At 59.2% G+C, this 14,700-nt stretch carries 13 protein-coding genes; 8 read left to right on the plus strand and 5 right to left on the minus strand.

Features of this window, described 5'->3' with window-relative positions:
* Positions 1-111 precede the first annotated feature (111 nt).
* Positions 112-507 (minus strand): hypothetical protein, encoded by a 396-nt coding sequence (locus HQN82_RS17620; protein ID WP_173615391.1) that lies wholly within the window; start codon positions 505-507, stop codon positions 112-114.
* A gap of 454 nt (positions 508-961) precedes the next feature.
* On the opposite strand from HQN82_RS17620, the gene HQN82_RS17625 reads away from it, so the two are divergent.
* Positions 962-2,044, plus strand: a complete 1,083-nt coding sequence (locus HQN82_RS17625; RefSeq protein WP_173615996.1) for an ATP synthase subunit B family protein — start codon at positions 962-964, stop codon at positions 2,042-2,044.
* A 78-nt stretch (positions 2,045-2,122) separates the two neighbouring features.
* Here HQN82_RS17625 and HQN82_RS17630 read toward each other — a convergent pair whose 3' ends face one another.
* Positions 2,123-3,952 carry a PAS domain-containing sensor histidine kinase gene (locus HQN82_RS17630; protein ID WP_173615392.1) on the minus strand — a complete coding sequence of 610 codons (1,830 nt, stop codon included), beginning with the start codon at positions 3,950-3,952 and terminating at the stop codon, positions 2,123-2,125.
* 109 nt (positions 3,953-4,061) lie between these two features.
* On the opposite strand from HQN82_RS17630, the gene HQN82_RS17635 reads away from it, so the two are divergent.
* Complete coding sequence (locus tag HQN82_RS17635; protein WP_173615393.1) at positions 4,062-4,241, plus strand: hypothetical protein; 180 nt, start codon at positions 4,062-4,064, stop codon at positions 4,239-4,241.
* 98 nt (positions 4,242-4,339) lie between these two features.
* Here the strand turns inward: HQN82_RS17635 and HQN82_RS17640 are convergent, their stop codons facing one another.
* Together HQN82_RS17640 and HQN82_RS17645 are read right to left on the minus strand one after the other, a co-directional pair.
* Positions 4,340-4,612, minus strand: coding sequence for a hypothetical protein (locus tag HQN82_RS17640; RefSeq protein ID WP_173615394.1), 273 nt, complete (start codon positions 4,610-4,612; stop codon positions 4,340-4,342).
* Positions 4,613-4,670: 58 nt separating this feature from the next.
* Positions 4,671-5,444, minus strand: a complete 774-nt coding sequence (locus HQN82_RS17645) for an SDR family oxidoreductase (RefSeq protein WP_173615395.1) — start codon at positions 5,442-5,444, stop codon at positions 4,671-4,673.
* Positions 5,445-5,578: 134 nt separating this feature from the next.
* Here HQN82_RS17645 and HQN82_RS17650 point away from each other — a divergent pair, with 134 nt between their 5' ends.
* Together HQN82_RS17650 and ggt are read left to right on the plus strand one after the other, a co-directional pair.
* A complete protein-coding gene (locus tag HQN82_RS17650) occupies positions 5,579-6,502 on the plus strand; it encodes a LysR family transcriptional regulator (protein ID WP_173615396.1) in 924 nt (307 codons plus the stop codon).
* 362 nt (positions 6,503-6,864) lie between these two features.
* Positions 6,865-8,622 (plus strand): gamma-glutamyltransferase, encoded by a 1,758-nt coding sequence (gene ggt / locus HQN82_RS17655; RefSeq protein ID WP_173615397.1) that lies wholly within the window; start codon positions 6,865-6,867, stop codon positions 8,620-8,622.
* 98 nt (positions 8,623-8,720) lie between these two features.
* Here ggt and HQN82_RS17660 read toward each other — a convergent pair whose 3' ends face one another.
* Positions 8,721-9,302 (minus strand): TetR/AcrR family transcriptional regulator, encoded by a 582-nt coding sequence (locus HQN82_RS17660; protein WP_004445942.1) that lies wholly within the window; start codon positions 9,300-9,302, stop codon positions 8,721-8,723.
* Between the two features lie 228 nt (positions 9,303-9,530).
* On the opposite strand from HQN82_RS17660, the gene HQN82_RS17665 reads away from it, so the two are divergent.
* The 4 genes from HQN82_RS17665 (at position 9,531) to HQN82_RS17680 (ending at position 14,458) form a co-directional block, all read left to right on the plus strand.
* Positions 9,531-10,520 (plus strand): XdhC family protein, encoded by a 990-nt coding sequence (locus tag HQN82_RS17665; protein WP_173615398.1) that lies wholly within the window; start codon positions 9,531-9,533, stop codon positions 10,518-10,520.
* Between the two features lie 118 nt (positions 10,521-10,638).
* On the plus strand, positions 10,639-11,172 hold the full coding sequence (locus tag HQN82_RS17670) for a 2Fe-2S iron-sulfur cluster-binding protein (RefSeq protein ID WP_113381447.1): 534 nt from the start codon (positions 10,639-10,641) through the stop codon (positions 11,170-11,172).
* Positions 11,169-12,158 carry an FAD binding domain-containing protein gene (locus HQN82_RS17675; RefSeq protein ID WP_173615399.1) on the plus strand — a complete coding sequence of 330 codons (990 nt, stop codon included), beginning with the start codon at positions 11,169-11,171 and terminating at the stop codon, positions 12,156-12,158. Before HQN82_RS17670 ends, HQN82_RS17675 begins: the two co-directional genes overlap by 4 nt.
* Entirely contained in the window at positions 12,155-14,458 is a 2,304-nt protein-coding gene (locus tag HQN82_RS17680) for a xanthine dehydrogenase family protein molybdopterin-binding subunit (RefSeq protein WP_173615400.1), read from the plus strand. The genes HQN82_RS17675 and HQN82_RS17680 overlap by 4 nt, the downstream gene beginning before the upstream one ends.
* Positions 14,459-14,700 lie beyond the last annotated feature (242 nt).

Here is a 14,700-nt window from a genome sequence, read left to right on the forward strand (position 1 = left end):
GGAAAAGAAAGACGCAATTCCGTGTCCAGCATGGCTGCAGAATCCAGGACTGGCAAGGGTGATCCGCCGTATCTGAAGCGAAACGCCGCGCTGCTGCGGCCGTTCTCGATTTTACCGCCACCGCCATCCGTCTTTTCGCAACGTGCTGCAGCCCAACACGTAACCCACACCCGCGGCCAGGCAAAGTGAAGCCCAAGGACTTCTGCCGATCGCGCGGCGTGCGGCGCGGCGATTGATCCGGGCAACCGCATTTACAGACACCAAAGCCCGTGAAGCGTTTTCGCCAGCACGGACTTTCAAACTGTCGATCTCGGCGCGCAGTGCGTTTATCTCATCGCTCAATTGCGCTGCAAGGCTGTCATCGCGCTCCGCTACCTCTGCAAGCGCCGCGTCAACGAGGGGAGCGTCGGAGATTTGCGGCTGGACACCCGCGGGGTTCGGCTGTCCGTTGCCCTCTGATGCCGCGGGAACAGAACTGCCATGTTGTTGAAAGGTATTTTGGTTCATCGAAGCCTCCTTGATCAGCATCTAACCCGCGCCTCTCTCGGATGTTCCAGCAAGAATGATTGCTTTGCGTCGCGTAAAGCCCTGGCCGGTGGGTCTTGCGAACACTTGCTTCAGCTATCGCACAACACCGGGACCGCGCCTCGTCAGACGCCGCCGTCAATGGGTCTAACTGTCGAAGGTTCTTTAGAGGCCGGCGACGCGAGATAAGACACATCGCAGACAGGGAATCCGTCTTGAATCCGGTTTTGCCGGCGACGGCGATCGGGGGTGAAACTTTTTTGAGCGCGACGAGTTTGGTTCACGAGCAATGAAGCTCGCATTTCCCACAGCATGCAGTCATCCGCCATGCGGAGAATCTGCCCCCTTTCGGAGGAGATACCGTGAACTCTATCATTTACCTAGTCGGGCTGGTCGTGGTCGTCCTGTTCATTCTCTCACTGTTGGGGTTACGCTAATGATTGATCCAATCGTTACTGACGCCAATCGGAGCTACGTCGACTGGCCTGCCATTTTTGCCGGAGCGTTTATTGCCTCCGGGGCAATGGCGGTTCTCACCGCGTTTGCCAGCGGATTGGGACTGAGTTCAATCTCGGCCGACAATGGCGGTGAGATCAGTTCAGTCTGGCTGATCATAACCGGCCTCTTCGTAGTCATTTCCATGGTCGGCTCTTACATGCTGGGCGGTTACATCACCGGCCGGATGCGCAGACCCGCAGGGCAGGCGGACCGAAACGAATTGACCGTTCGTGACGGCCTGAATGGGCTGGTGGTTTGGGGGATTGGAACGGTCGTCTCGGCATTCCTGGCCCTGGGCGTTATTTCAGGTGGTGCAAGAGCTGTTGGAAGCGCCGCCCAGACAGCAATTGAGGCAACCGGAACGGCGGTTGGTGGAGCGGCGCAAGGCGTCGGACAGGTCGCCGGGGGAATCGTTTCGGGAGCCGGCAGTGCCGCTGGCGGTATCGCGCAAGGGGCCGGGCAGGCAGCAGCGCCCAGCATCGAGCAGATGCTTCCGCAGGGCCTCAGGGCCAATCCGCTCGATTATTTTACTGATACGCTGTTGCGAACGGATGGACAGGCAGCGTCGCCGCAGGCCGATCAAACCGTCGGTGACTACCAACGGCAAATAAGCGGCATCCTGGGAAATCTGCTGTCGACAGGCGAAATTTCCGACGCTGACAGAAACTGGCTCACGACACAGATTGCTACGCGTACCGGCATCAGCCAGACCGATGCCCAGAACAGGGTCAATCAGACGGTGGAGCGGGTGCAGGCCGTACGGACGGAAGCGCAGCAAAAAGTCGATGAGGCCCAAAAGCGCGTCGACGAAATGAAGGCGCAGGCAGAGAAAGCGCTGGAGGATGCCAAGAGGCAGGCGGCTGACGTTGCGGAGAAAGCACGAATCACCGGCATTCTGACCGCGTTTTTATTGGCGGCTTCAGCAATCGTGTCCTCTGCAGCAGCTTACATCGGCGCTGTTCACGGTGGTCGACATAGGGATGAAGGAAGAATCTGGGGCGGACTCGCCTACAGGAGATAGCCCTTCATATCTGCAGAGGAGTCCCGCCCGTCTCGGGCGGGGCCCCGATCATAAGCCAATCCGCGCTCTTCGGCCTCATTACGCCGTGCCACCATCATCCTTCGACATTTCCGCCTCAATGACGCAGATCACACCGCTCTTCTCGTAGACGAATTTCGTCTCGCCCTTCAATTCGGCGGACAGAAGCCGCTCGATGAGGGTCGAACCGAAACCCCTGCGCCGGGGCGGAGCAACCTCCGGCCCCCCTCGCTCCTCCCACACAATCCGCAGGCGGTTGTCTGCAAGAGGCTCGAATTGCCACGAGATGGATACCTGGCCGCCAGGCGCGGACAGTGCACCGTATTTTGCCGCGTTGGTCGCCAGTTCGTGAAGAGCAAGGGAAAGTGACACGACCGCTCTCGGCGGCAAGGGAACGCTAGGCCCGCCAATCTGAAAGGCGTCGACGGGATAAGGTGACAAGGCCTGCTGCATGACGGCCTTGAGATCTGCGTGCTGCCAATCGGCGTGCACCAGCAGGTCCTGCGCTCTGCTCAGCGACGCCAATCTGCTGGTGAAGGCTTCCACCTCCTCGTGGTTTGCCTTGTCGCGACCAAGCGTTTGTCTCGCAATTGCCGTCACAGTCGCAAGGACGTTCTTGACGCGATGATGGAGTTCATTGACGAGAATGGATTTCAGGCGCTCTGCATCCTTGCGGGCGGTGATGTCATGCGCCGTCTTGGAGGCGCCTATAACACGTCCGTTGGCGTCGCGGATCGGCGACACGCTGAGAAGCACCTCGACAAGCCGCCCGTCCTTTCGACGACGCTGCGTCTCGTAGGGTTCAACGAAACGGCCTGCCTTGACCTCCGTGAGGATCCTCGGCTCCTCTTCCTGCCTCCCATCCGGAACCAACATCAGCACCGACCGGCCGACGACTTCATCTTGCGAATAACCATAGAGCTTTTCCGCAGCTGCGTTCCAGCTGGTGATCTTCATATCGAGATCGATGCCCATAATCGCGTCGTTGGAAGAGGCGATCATCGACGCGAGGTGTTTCTCGATCTCCTGCGCGTGTCGTCTCTCGCCGATATCGACCGAAATGGCGACAGCTTGCGACATGTTTCCCCCGTCATCGCGGATTGCGGAGACCGAGTTCGCGACCCATACCAGATTTCCGTCACCCCGGACGTAGCGCTTTTCTATCTCAAAGCTTTCGCCGGTCTGAACCATGTGCTGGAACAGGCGCTGGTTTTCGGGAAGATCGTCGGCAAACGTAATCTCCTGCATGCGTATGCCGATCAGCTCGTCCCTCGGCCGACCGACGATCCGACAGAAATGATCGTTCACGCTGAGGAGTTTTCCGGTCAGATCGCCGAGGGCTATGCCAGCGGCCGACTGCGCGAAGATGGCCCTTAGACGCTCCTCGCTCTCTCGCAAAGCCGCGTCCGCCTTCACCCGCTCGGTCGTTTCGTTGACGATGCAGAACACACCACGCACGGTGCCATCCTGATCCGCCACCGGAGAATACGAAATGTCGAAGTACACCGTTTCGGGGTAGCCGTGTCTTTCGATATAAAATGGCCTGTCTTTTGCGGCGACCGTTTCTCCCTTTCCGAGGACGCGCTTCAGCAGCGGCTCGAGGTCATCCCAGAGTTCGTTCCAGTATTCTCGGGCGGGTCTGCCGAATGCGTGTGGGTGTTTGTTGCCTATGGTTGGCGCGTAGGCGTCGTTGTAGAACGCGACAAACTCCGGTCCCCAGAACATCACGATCTGCGCCTGTGAGGGAAGCATGATGCCGATGGCGGCATGCAGACAGGCAGGCCATTCCGATTTCGGGCCAAGTGGCCCTGATGCCCAGTCCACTGTGTCGAGGAGGCTGGATACGGGAACTGCGAGCGTGTTAACCTTGTCCAGGGCGACGATCTCCACCTGAGGATCAATAGACGCAGCCTATCGAACTTTCTCGTGAGAGCAAAGAGTCTGTCGCACTTCCGGCGTGTTTCCTGTGTCCGACCGTCGATATCAGCCGAAAGTCATCATGGCTGATTGTACCTCAATCATGGACCGACATATCTCCATCCAAGCGACCGATCCCGATCGCCTGCGCCGGCCTGTCACCCAGTTTGCCGTACCCTACCGATGGTCCAATGCGGCGCCCGTATCTCCAAACAACGCGATCCTCGCCTTCGGGCTGCTGTCCGGGTCGCGCTCGGGCTGAATTCGTACTTAACAAAATGAACGGGCCTCGTTGCCCCGCACCAGCCATTCGCAAGATAGGAATCATGCGCGGAACCGGCCGTCATGTACCGCCGCGTGTCAGGCCCCCCTTGCGATTTGCCATACAGCGATCGCAGCTATTGCAGCCGGTATTGTGACGACAATCATGAAGATGGGCAGTTCCTGCATCACCGTGTAACCCGCTTTGGTCACGCCCACCCACAGGTTGACCAGCGCCATCGCAAGCCAGAGGGGAATGAAAGCTTTCGCGGCGACAGCCACACTTGCCGAGTCCTCGCCCCACAGCCAGCCGAACAGGCAGAATACACCGAACAGGGCAATGCCGCCCAGAATCACCAACATCATATGCATGATGCCAACCTTTCATGCCCCGCAGGGGAACGGGCCCTGAAGCCCGTTCCCCCAGCCGTTACTTGGTCGTATAGCCGCCGTTGACGAGAATGGTCTGACCCGTCATCCACCAACCATCCGAGACCATAAACCGGATGTAGGGGACGATATCCTCGATGTCGGTAAGTCCCGTCTTGGAGAAACCTGAGAGCGCCGCCGCGGTCTTGTGGTAGGCGACGGCATCCGCTCCCTCGGCGGGATAGAAGAACGGGGTGTCCATCGGGCCGGGCCCGATCGCCGTGACTGAGATGCCGCGCTCACCGAACTCCTTCGAGGCTGCGCGGGTGAAATGCTCGACCGGCGCCTTGGTGCCGGCATAGCTCGCATAGAAAGGTGTGAAAGCGCCGAGCAATGAGGTCACCAGCGTTACCAGCTTGCCGTTGTCATTAAGGTGCCTGCCGGCTTCCTTGATGAAGAAGAATGCGGTTTTCGCGTTGACGGCACTCATTTCATCATATTCGGCTTCAGATATCTCCAGGATTGGCTTCTTAAGGACCTTACCCACCGTGTTGATTGCAATGTCAGGGCGGCCGATGGCAGCGACAGCCTCGCCGAACAGCTTTTCGACGGCGCCCGCCGTTGTCAGGTCGGCTTGCAATGCCACTGCCTCGGCACCGGCCGCCTTGACTGCGGCCACTGTTGCATCCGCCTCCCCTTTGGTGGCAGCGCTGTTATAATGGATCGCGATTGCTTTTGCGCCGTGTGAGGCGAGATCGCGTGCTATCAGCCCGCCCAAATTCTTGGCGCCCCCGGCGATGATGACGCTTTTACCCTTGATGCTGTGATCGGTCATGGATGGCCTCCTTTTGCAGATGGGCAGCCGCATCTGCGCCCGCCGTCGCCAACCAGAGTATCGTCTGGATTTTCGTGATAAAGTCATCCATTCTGGTTTCACTTGTTTGAAAACCCGCACAATCTGAGGCTCTTGTGGATCGCATCGACCTCTTTCGTGTGTTCACCCGCGTTGTGGAGTGCTCAAGCTTTACACGTGCAGCAGACACACTCGGCCTGCCACGGTCTACGGTTTCGGCTGCCGTTCTGGAACTGGAGGCGCGGGTCGGCGCCCGCCTGCTGCACCGGACCACCCGCAAGGTTTCAGCAACGCAGGATGGGTTGGCTTTTTACGAGAGGTGCCAGCGGATTGTCTCGGATGTCGAGGACACCGAGAACATCTTCCGACAAACCATCTCACGGCCATCGGGCAGGCTGAGGATCGACGTTCCGGGCCGGATCGGCCGGTTGATAATCGCGCCGGCCTTGCCGGATTTCCTTCGTCGATTCCCTTTGATCGATATCGAGCTGGGGGTTACCGACCGCGCAGTCAATCTCATTGAAGAGAGTGTGGATTGCGTTTTGCGGGTCGGTGCCTTGACCGACTCCGGTTTGATCGCGCGACAGATAGGCAGGCTGCCACTCATCAACGTCGGCAGCCCAGCCTATTTTGCCGTGCATGGCAAACCTTTCGCCCCGGGCGATCTGTCGCAACATTGGGCTATTAACTATGCATCTCCTTCCACGGGGAGAATTGAAAGCTGGGAATGGCTGGAAAACGACACCGTTCGCTCGATGTCCATGCGTGCCCGCGTGACGGTCAACAGCGCAGAAGCCTATATTGCATGTTGTCTGGCAGGAATGGGTCTTATCCAGATACCCGCCTACGACGTCCGAGATCACTTGCAAAACGGCGCCCTTGTCGAGGTGATGCCGGATTACAGGGCTCAATCCCTGCCCTTGGCGCTGCTCTATCCACACAGGCAGCACCTCTCCCATCGTTTGCAGGTCTTCATAGACTGGTTGGAGGCATTGCTTAAACGGGAGCTCCTGAGCGACGCCATTCTTCTCGAGGATTGACCTGGGACCGAGATGAAAATGAGATTGTCCGGCAGCGGACCGACCACGCAAGACAACTGACAACCAGGCAAATCACCACCGCGATAATGCTGGCGGCGGAGGCTCCATGACGCGCCCTCAACGGATGTGTCACCTTCCGGCATGATGGACACAGGCCGAAACAGTCATCATAGTGCAGGAATAGAGCGGCGCCACGGTTCGTCACTGAATGGCGTCACGGGCAGAGGCCGGCTCTTTCCGAGAGCGAAGAGAAAGTCCGGACAACCATCCCTGCCTCGGCCGTTAAGGGATTCACCGGCCTGCCAGCTCAGCTGGATGCCCTTCTCATGTTAACGCGGTGCGCCGCTCTGGAGGACAAGCGAATGAAAACGAGATTTCTTGGTGGAACTGTCCTCGCCTTGGTGCTTTCCACCGCAATTGCCTCCGCGCAGCAGGCCTCTGACACTGTCGCGCCCGAAAAAGCGACGGGAGCTGCAACTGCCAGACGTGTCGAGTCAAAGAGCTTCATGGTCGCCGCGGCCAATCCGCTGGCGGCTGAGGCGGGACGCGACGTGATCGCCGCGGGCGGAAACGCCATAGATGCGATGGTGGCGGTGCAGACCGTGCTGGGCCTTGTCGAACCGCAGAGCTCCGGTCTCGGAGGCGGTGCCTTCCTGGTTTATTACGATGCAAAAAGCGGCAAGTTGACGACGTTGGACGGCCGCGAGACGGCGCCCCGGGAAGCTACGCCGAAGCTCTTTCTGGATGATAAAGGTCAGCCGCTTAAATTCCTGGACGCAGTCATTGGCGGCCGTTCCGTTGGCACGCCGGGAACGGTGCGACTTCTGGAGGAAGCCCATAAACGGTATGGAAAAGCGGAATGGGCGAGCCTTCTGAAGCCCGCCGAAAAGCTGGCGACCGAGGGGTTCAAGGTATCACCGCGTCTTGCCTCCCTCATCGCTTCGGAGGGCGACCGGCTGAAGAAATATGCAGAAGCCCGGTCATATTTCTTCGACGCCTCAGGGGCCGCCCTGCAAACCGGTGCCGTGTTGACGAATCCGGCCTATGCGGAAACGCTTGCCGTGCTTGCCAAAGGCGGTGCCGACGCTTTTTACAAGGGGACAATCGCCGAGGCGATCGTCAAGACGGTGCGCGAAGCCGCCGACAATCCGGGCGTCTTGTCGCTGACCGACCTGTCCAACTATCGTGTGATCGAGCGCACACCGGTCTGCTTCAATTATCGCGCTCTTGATGTGTGCGGGATGGGACCGCCGTCTTCGGGTGCCGTCGCCGTCGGTCAAATACTCGGCCTGTCGGAGAATTTCGACCTGAAGAGCCTGGGGCCGAAGAATGTCGAAAGCTGGCGCATTATCGGCGATGCGCAACGCCTCGCCTTTGCCGACCGCGAGCGTTATGTCGCTGACGCGGATTTCGTCCCCCTGCCGATCAAGGGCCTGCTGGACAAGAGCTACCTAAGCGAAAGGGCAAAGCTGCTCGATGGCGACAAGGCGTTGGCCAAGGATGCCGTCAAGGCCGGCGAGCCTGAATGGGACCACGCGCTCCTTTTGGGCCGGGATGCCGCGCTCGAGTTGCCCTCCACGAGCCATTTTGTCATTGCCGACAAGGACGGCAATGTGGTCTCGATGACGACGACAATCGAAAACGGCTTTGGCTCGCGTCTGATGACGAATGGTTTCCTGCTCAATAACGAGTTGACAGACTTCTCGTTCAAGACTCACGACGGCGGCCTGCCGGTCGCCAACCGCGTTGAGCCCGGTAAACGGCCGCGCTCGTCGATGGCCCCGACTATCGTGATGAAGGATGGAAGACCCCTGCTCGCCATTGGTTCACCCGGCGGAAGCCAGATCATCGGCTATGTGGCACAGGCGCTGATCGCCTACATTGACTGGGGCATGCCTGTTGAGGCGATCGTCGCCCAGCCACATCTCATCAACCGGTTCGGCACATACGATGTCGAGGCCGGCACCAGCGCAGAAGATCTGGTGGGATCGCTCAAGGCGCTGGGTTACGAGGTAAAACCGGGTGAAATGAATTCCGGTTTGCATGCCATTGAGATGACCCCCAAGGGGTTGGCCGGCAGCGCCGATCCCCGGCGCGAGGGAGCCGTTGTCGGAGAGTGAATGCGTCACGGCCACGAGCACCCGAACAGCGTGGAGGGTGTCTATCCGCCAAGATTGCAGGCACGAGGCGACACTTCCTGTATGATCTGGATACCTGACTAACGCCGCAGCCCATCCATGACCAGCCGGACGATCCTGTGCGCGCGGTCACGCCAATCCGGCCCTTCCGGTATGGAATAGATGCCAAAGAGCGCGTTCAGGACATCCGCACCCGCGATGTCTCCCTTCACGGCATCAGCCTTGACCGCATTGTCGAGTAACTCCTCGAACGCCGTATGCAACAGCTTCGAGCCCTCTGCAAAAAGGGCGGAGTTGGAGGTGAACAGGAGTTTCAGACTGTTGGCCATGCCCCTTTTTGCCGCCATGTAGCTAACAAACCGGTTCATCCATTCTTCAACGGCTTTCGCGGGCTCTTCTTCCCGGATCAGGTCGCGCGCGGCCGTCGCAAGAATTTCCAGCTCGCGCCGATAGACGCTCTCCACCAGATGTTCGCGCGTCGGGAAGTGCCGGTACAGCGTCCCTATGCCAACGCCTGCACGCCTGGCAATATCTTCCAGCGAAGCCGCCGCGCCCTGCTCTGAAAATGCCAGCGCCGCGACTTCAATCAGCTTTTCCCGATTTCGCCGGGCGTCTGCACGCAAAGGGGCCGGTTCAACCGGAGGCGTTTGCTCCTTGGGCACGTGAAAGGCCGCTCCATTAAAAAATAGCTTGACGGACAACTGCAAGCCACTAAGTTAAACGGAGGCGCCTCCGTTTATGGGTGCGCCATTCGCTTCTTTAAATCAGATATGAGGCGGATGTCATGCCGAAATCAACGATTGGCGCTGATGAGCTCCCGACAACTCCGGAGTTCCTGAGGAACTTAACCGTCTGTCGCTCATTCTGATGTCACAATGCAGGAGGCACTTATGACACGATCGGCCGATAGCATCAGACATAACGATAATCCCGCAGATTGGTTGCGTCGCAGTGCCGATGCCTCAATCTTGTCAACACCGCAGCAGGCTTTTTCCACTGACAGGGCCTACGACGTCCTGAACTTTGCCATCGAGACCATGGAGGCAGGGCTTGAGGTGGCGCTGTGCACCTTGGTGGAAATACGCGGAGGCTCGTCGCGGCCGCTTGGCGCGCATATGGCGGTCGCTGAGGATGGCAGGTACTGCGGATATGTTTCTGGCGGATGCACGGAAGCGGCTATCGCCGCCGAAGCCTTGCAAGCGATGAAGAGCGGCCATGATCGCTTCGTCATGCTGGGCGAAGGCTCGCCGTTCTTCGATATCGTGCTGCCCTGCGGAGGCGGCATTACGGTTGCGATTCATCTAGTCAAGAACGTTGAACCGCTCTGTTCCACCAACATGCAGGTCGATTGCCGGCGATGCGCATCGCTTTGTTATTCACCGGGTCTCGAGCAACTTTCGCCCGGCCTCCAGAGCAAGCCGACCGGCTGGGATGGCGATGTCTTCGTCACCCACTACCGGCCAAAAGTACGGACGGTTTTTTCCGGGCGCTCGCTCGAAGTGGAAAACGCCGTCAGCGTCGCGAGAGCTGCGGGATACGACGTTGTTCTCCTTGAGGATTCGCCGGGAACCAACATCGATGCATCGTTGATTGATCCCGACACGGCCGTCGCAGTTCTCCAGCATGACCTGGATCGGGAAATCCCGATACTTGAGGCCGCTCTGCGCGCATCGCCTTTTTTCATTGGCGCACTCGGCAGTTCCCGCACTCATGAGAAACGCGTCGAGCGATTGCGCCAGAGGGGTCATTCGGATGAGTCAATCGCCCGGATCAAGGCTCCGATCGGCGTTTTCGGGCGGGCAAGAGACGCTCAGTCACTGGCGCTGTCGGTCATCGCCGACATCGCAGCGTCGCGACAGTTCAACGTAACAAACAGCTAGAGCAGAAGACCGTCGCATCAACAAGCCGACGGCTGGTCACAGGCAAACCATTACCGTGAGTTCCATGGGTGCCGCGAGAGAGCCTCCAGCGCGGGCCTTCAGACGAGGGAGATGTCCAATGCGATTTAACATCAACGGAACGGCAGTGGAGGTCGAGGCAGACATCCGCACTTCGCTGCTTGATCTCATGCGCAACTATCTGGGATTTACCGGCACCAAGAAAGGGTGTGATCAAGGCGCATGCGGCGCATGCACCGTTCTGGTGGATGGCGAGCGCATCAATTCCTGTCTCGCGCTCGCGGTCCAGTATCAGGGCCGTAACATCACGACTGTCGAGGGCCTCGCCGCAAACGGCAACCTTCATCCCCTGCAAAAAGCCTTCATAGAGCATGACGGCTTTCAATGCGGCTATTGCACACCCGGCCAACTCTGTTCCGCCGTGGGCATGGCGGGAGAAATTGAACGAAACATTCCGAGCGTCGTGACTGCCGATCTTTCGAGCGACAGCATCGCCGTCGACGACACCGAGATTCGCGAACGCATGAGCGGCAATCTCTGTCGCTGCGGAGCCTATAACGGCATCGTTGAAGCCATATCTGAAACGCTGGTGCAGCAGACGGCGGTCCCAACCGATGAGAGGGCACGGGCATGAATATCTTTTCGTATCACCAGGCATCTGATGCTGGGTCGGCGATCGCACTCAAACAGGCCGGGCCGGCGGCGAAATATCTGGGCGGCGGCACCAATCTTGTCGATCTCATGCGCGAGACGGTCGAAAGACCGGAAACGCTGATCGATGTCACGAGGCTATCGAGCAGCATCGAACAGCGGACCGATGGCAGCCTGCTGATCGGAGCGGGGGTGAAGAACACGGCGCTCGCGGCCCATGGCACGGTGCGGACCCAATTCCCGGCTCTCTCCCGGGCCATCCTGGCAGGAGCAAGCGCGCAGATTCGAAACGTCGCGACGGTCGGAGGCAATATCCTCCAACGCACCCGGTGTCGGTATTTCTATGACAATGCCGCCCATTGCAACAAGCGTGAACCGGGTTCGGGCTGCGACGCGCTGGAAGGTTTCAACCGCTATCACGCAATCCTTGGGGCATCTCAAAGCTGCATCGCGACCCATCCTTCCGACATGTGCGTTGCGCTCGTCGCACTGGATGCAATGGTGCACCTTGAGGGGCCATCCGGCACGCGCAGCCTGCCGCTGCGCGATCTTCACCGTTTGCCGGACGACACACCCCAGATAGAAACGGTACTTCATCCGGACGAGCTCATCACGGCCGTCGAAATCCCAGCGCTGCCTTTTGCAAAAAGATCCGCTTACCGAAAGGTCAGGGACCGTGCGAGTTACGCCTTCGCTCTCGTTTCCGTCGCCGCGGCGCTTGATGTCGATAGCGCAGGTAACGTGAACGACGTGAGGCTGGCGCTCGGCGGCGTCGCGCACAAGCCGTGGCGCGCTCTCACGGCTGAATCGCATCTTAAAGGCCAGCCGGCAAACGCGAAGAGTTTCCGCGCTGCGGCGGAGGCCGAACTCGCGGACGCTGTCGGTCTGCGAGACAATGCTTTCAAGATCGAACTGGCAAAACGCACTATTGTCGCCGTTCTGGAAGAACTGAAGGGAGAAAACGCATGAGCGCTGATACCCACACGCTGCCGGAAGCGGGCAGACAAGGTCGCTGGCAACCTGCCGTCACGAAAGATCCGCTGCTGCGCAAACATGGCGCCCTCGGGCAATCCATATCGCGCATCGAAGGTCCCATGAAGGTTCAGGGCAGGACGCGATTTGCGGCGGAGTTTCCCTATGACAACATCAGCTATGCGGCGCTCGCTTTCAGCACCATTGCCCGCGGTCGCATCTCCGAGCTGAATGTGAGTGCAGCGGAGGCCGCGCCCGGCGTCATTCTTGTCATGACCTACAGAAACGCACCGAGGATGAAGGCGCCGTCGCTGATGATGTCGTCTCCGACAGCCGCCGGGGCGAGCAATCTTCCCGTCATGCAAAACGACGAAATCCACTGGAACGGTCAGCCGATCGCTCTGGTTCTGGCCGAAACGCAGGAACAGGCGGATTACGCTGCATCGTTGGTCACGGCAAAGTATGAACTGCTGCCGGCGGTCACGTCCTTCGATGAAGCCAAGAAATCGCCCAGGCAGCTCGAAAACCTGCTTGGTCAGCCTCCATTTGTTGAAATCGGTGACGCGGAAGCCGCGCTTGCAAATTCGGAGGTGAAGGTCGATCTCATCTACAGAACACCACGCCACAATCACAATGCCATAGAACTGCATGCAGCAACGATCGTCTGGAACGATGATGAGCTGCGCGTTCATGACGCGAGCCAGCTGCTAGACCTCACCACAGGCCAGCTCGCGGATATATTCGGGCTCGATATCAGCAAGGTCCATGTAACCTCGCCCTATGTCGGCGGTGGCTTTGGTGGGAAATGTTTCTGGGATCATCAGATCCTGGCTTGCGCGGCAGCCAAACTTGCGGGGCGCCCCGTGCGCATCATGCTGTCGCGGGAGGGTGTCTTCAGGATCATCGGCGGTCGCACCGTAACCGAACAGCGCGTGGCCTTGGGTGCCAGGACCGATGGAACACTTAATGCGTTGATCCACACCGGAACCGCGGCGATGACGACGCACAATTCCTGTCCGGAACAATTCACCTTTCCAGCCCGCCATCTCTATGGCGCCAGAACGTTCCGCATCGGTCAGGATGTCGCCGATCTGGACATGCTGGCAAATACGTTCATGCGTGCCCCGGGCGAGTCCGTCGGGACTTTCGCACTTGAATGTGCACTGGATGAACTCGCGGAGAAATTGGAACTGGATCCCATCGAGCTGCGCCGGCGGATCGAGCCGGAAAAGGACCCGACGACCGGCAAGCCTTTCTCGTCGCGCTATCTCATCGAAGCTTACGACAAGGGAGCAGAGCAATTCGGCTGGGATAAAAGGAGCCGGACACCACGTCAAAGACGTGAAGGCGAGTGGCTTATCGGCATGGGATGCGCCACCGCGACCTATCCTTACCACCGCTTTCCCGGCGGTGCGGCACGGATCAAGCTGACAGCAGACGGCCATGTTACCGTGTCGACGGCCGTTCATGACATGGGTATGGGCACCGCCACGGCTCAGGTGCAGCACCTGGCGGCAAGACTGGGCCTGCCGCTCGAGCATGTCACGTTCGAGTATGGCGACAGCAGACTGCCGAGAGGCGTGATCGCCGGAGGCTCCACTCAGACCGCCTCCATAGGCGGGGCAATCATTGCCGCAACCGAGGTCTTCATGGAAGAGCTGATCAAGCTTGCCGGGAATGACTCTCCCCTTGCGGGGCTGTCGCTTCCTGAAGTCGAGGCGAGAGATGGTGGGCTATCGCATGTGAGCGATAGCAGCCGGTTTGAGAGCTACCAATCCATCCTCCAGAGGGCGGGTCGAGAAGAACTCGTCTGCGAGGCAGAGGCACCAGCGCCAGCCGAAATGGAAGCTTTTTCAATGCACTCCTATGGCGCGCAGTTCTGCGAGGTGCGCGTCAGCGCACTCACCGGCGAGACGCGCATCTCCCGCTTCCTGGGTTCCTTCGACGCCGGGCAGATCCTCAATCCCAAAATGGCGACCAGCCAGTTCAAAGGCGGCATCATAATGGGCATCGGGCTTGCCCTGACCGAAGAAACCTATTTCGATGAGAGGACTGGACGCATCGTGAACGCCTCCCTGGCGGATTATCATGTGCCGGTGCAGATGGACGTACCGCCTATTGAAATCCTCTACACCAACAAGCCCGACCCGCAGGCGCCTATGGGCGCTCGCGGCATCGGTGAAATCGGTATAACAGGGGTTGGCGCAGCCGTTGCAAACGCAGTCTATAACGCAACGGGTATTCGTGTTCGCGATCTGCCCGTCACCCTGGACAAGCTGATGGCCGGTCTCGACTGACGCGTTCGACAACATCAACGCCCTCAGCGTTTCCGCCCAGGTCCAAACCGCTCGCCGCCGACACGGAGCGCCAAAAGTCGAGGTCCAGCTTGGACCTCGACCCCGCCTGTAAAGCGACAGCAATGTCGGTAACCGGTCCGCAAAATCTGTCTAGCCTGGATGGGCAGTAAGCCCTGCCCATCGGAAAACAGCGCAGAGACCATCCGGCCTGCTTAACCACAGCCGCTGAGCGACGAGATGCA

It is taken from the genome of Agrobacterium pusense (assembly GCF_013285525.1).
In the GTDB taxonomy this organism is placed as follows: domain Bacteria; phylum Pseudomonadota; class Alphaproteobacteria; order Rhizobiales; family Rhizobiaceae; genus Agrobacterium; species Agrobacterium pusense.

Coding starts and splice junctions, on each gene's coding strand:
- HQN82_RS17640 (WP_173615394.1), bottom strand. CDS start 4,612: ATGCATATGATGTTGGTGATTCTGGGCGGCATTGCCCTGTTCGGTGTA.
- HQN82_RS17665 (WP_173615398.1), top strand. CDS start 9,531: ATGACACGATCGGCCGATAGCATCAGACATAACGATAATCCCGCAGAT.
- ggt (WP_173615397.1), top strand. CDS start 6,865: ATGAAAACGAGATTTCTTGGTGGAACTGTCCTCGCCTTGGTGCTTTCC.
- HQN82_RS17635 (WP_173615393.1), top strand. CDS start 4,062: ATGGCTGATTGTACCTCAATCATGGACCGACATATCTCCATCCAAGCG.
- HQN82_RS17620 (WP_173615391.1), bottom strand. CDS start 507: ATGAACCAAAATACCTTTCAACAACATGGCAGTTCTGTTCCCGCGGCA.
- HQN82_RS17680 (WP_173615400.1), top strand. CDS start 12,155: ATGAGCGCTGATACCCACACGCTGCCGGAAGCGGGCAGACAAGGTCGC.
- HQN82_RS17625 (WP_173615996.1), top strand. CDS start 962: ATGATTGATCCAATCGTTACTGACGCCAATCGGAGCTACGTCGACTGG.
- HQN82_RS17675 (WP_173615399.1), top strand. CDS start 11,169: ATGAATATCTTTTCGTATCACCAGGCATCTGATGCTGGGTCGGCGATC.
- HQN82_RS17645 (WP_173615395.1), bottom strand. CDS start 5,444: ATGACCGATCACAGCATCAAGGGTAAAAGCGTCATCATCGCCGGGGGC.
- HQN82_RS17670 (WP_113381447.1), top strand. CDS start 10,639: ATGCGATTTAACATCAACGGAACGGCAGTGGAGGTCGAGGCAGACATC.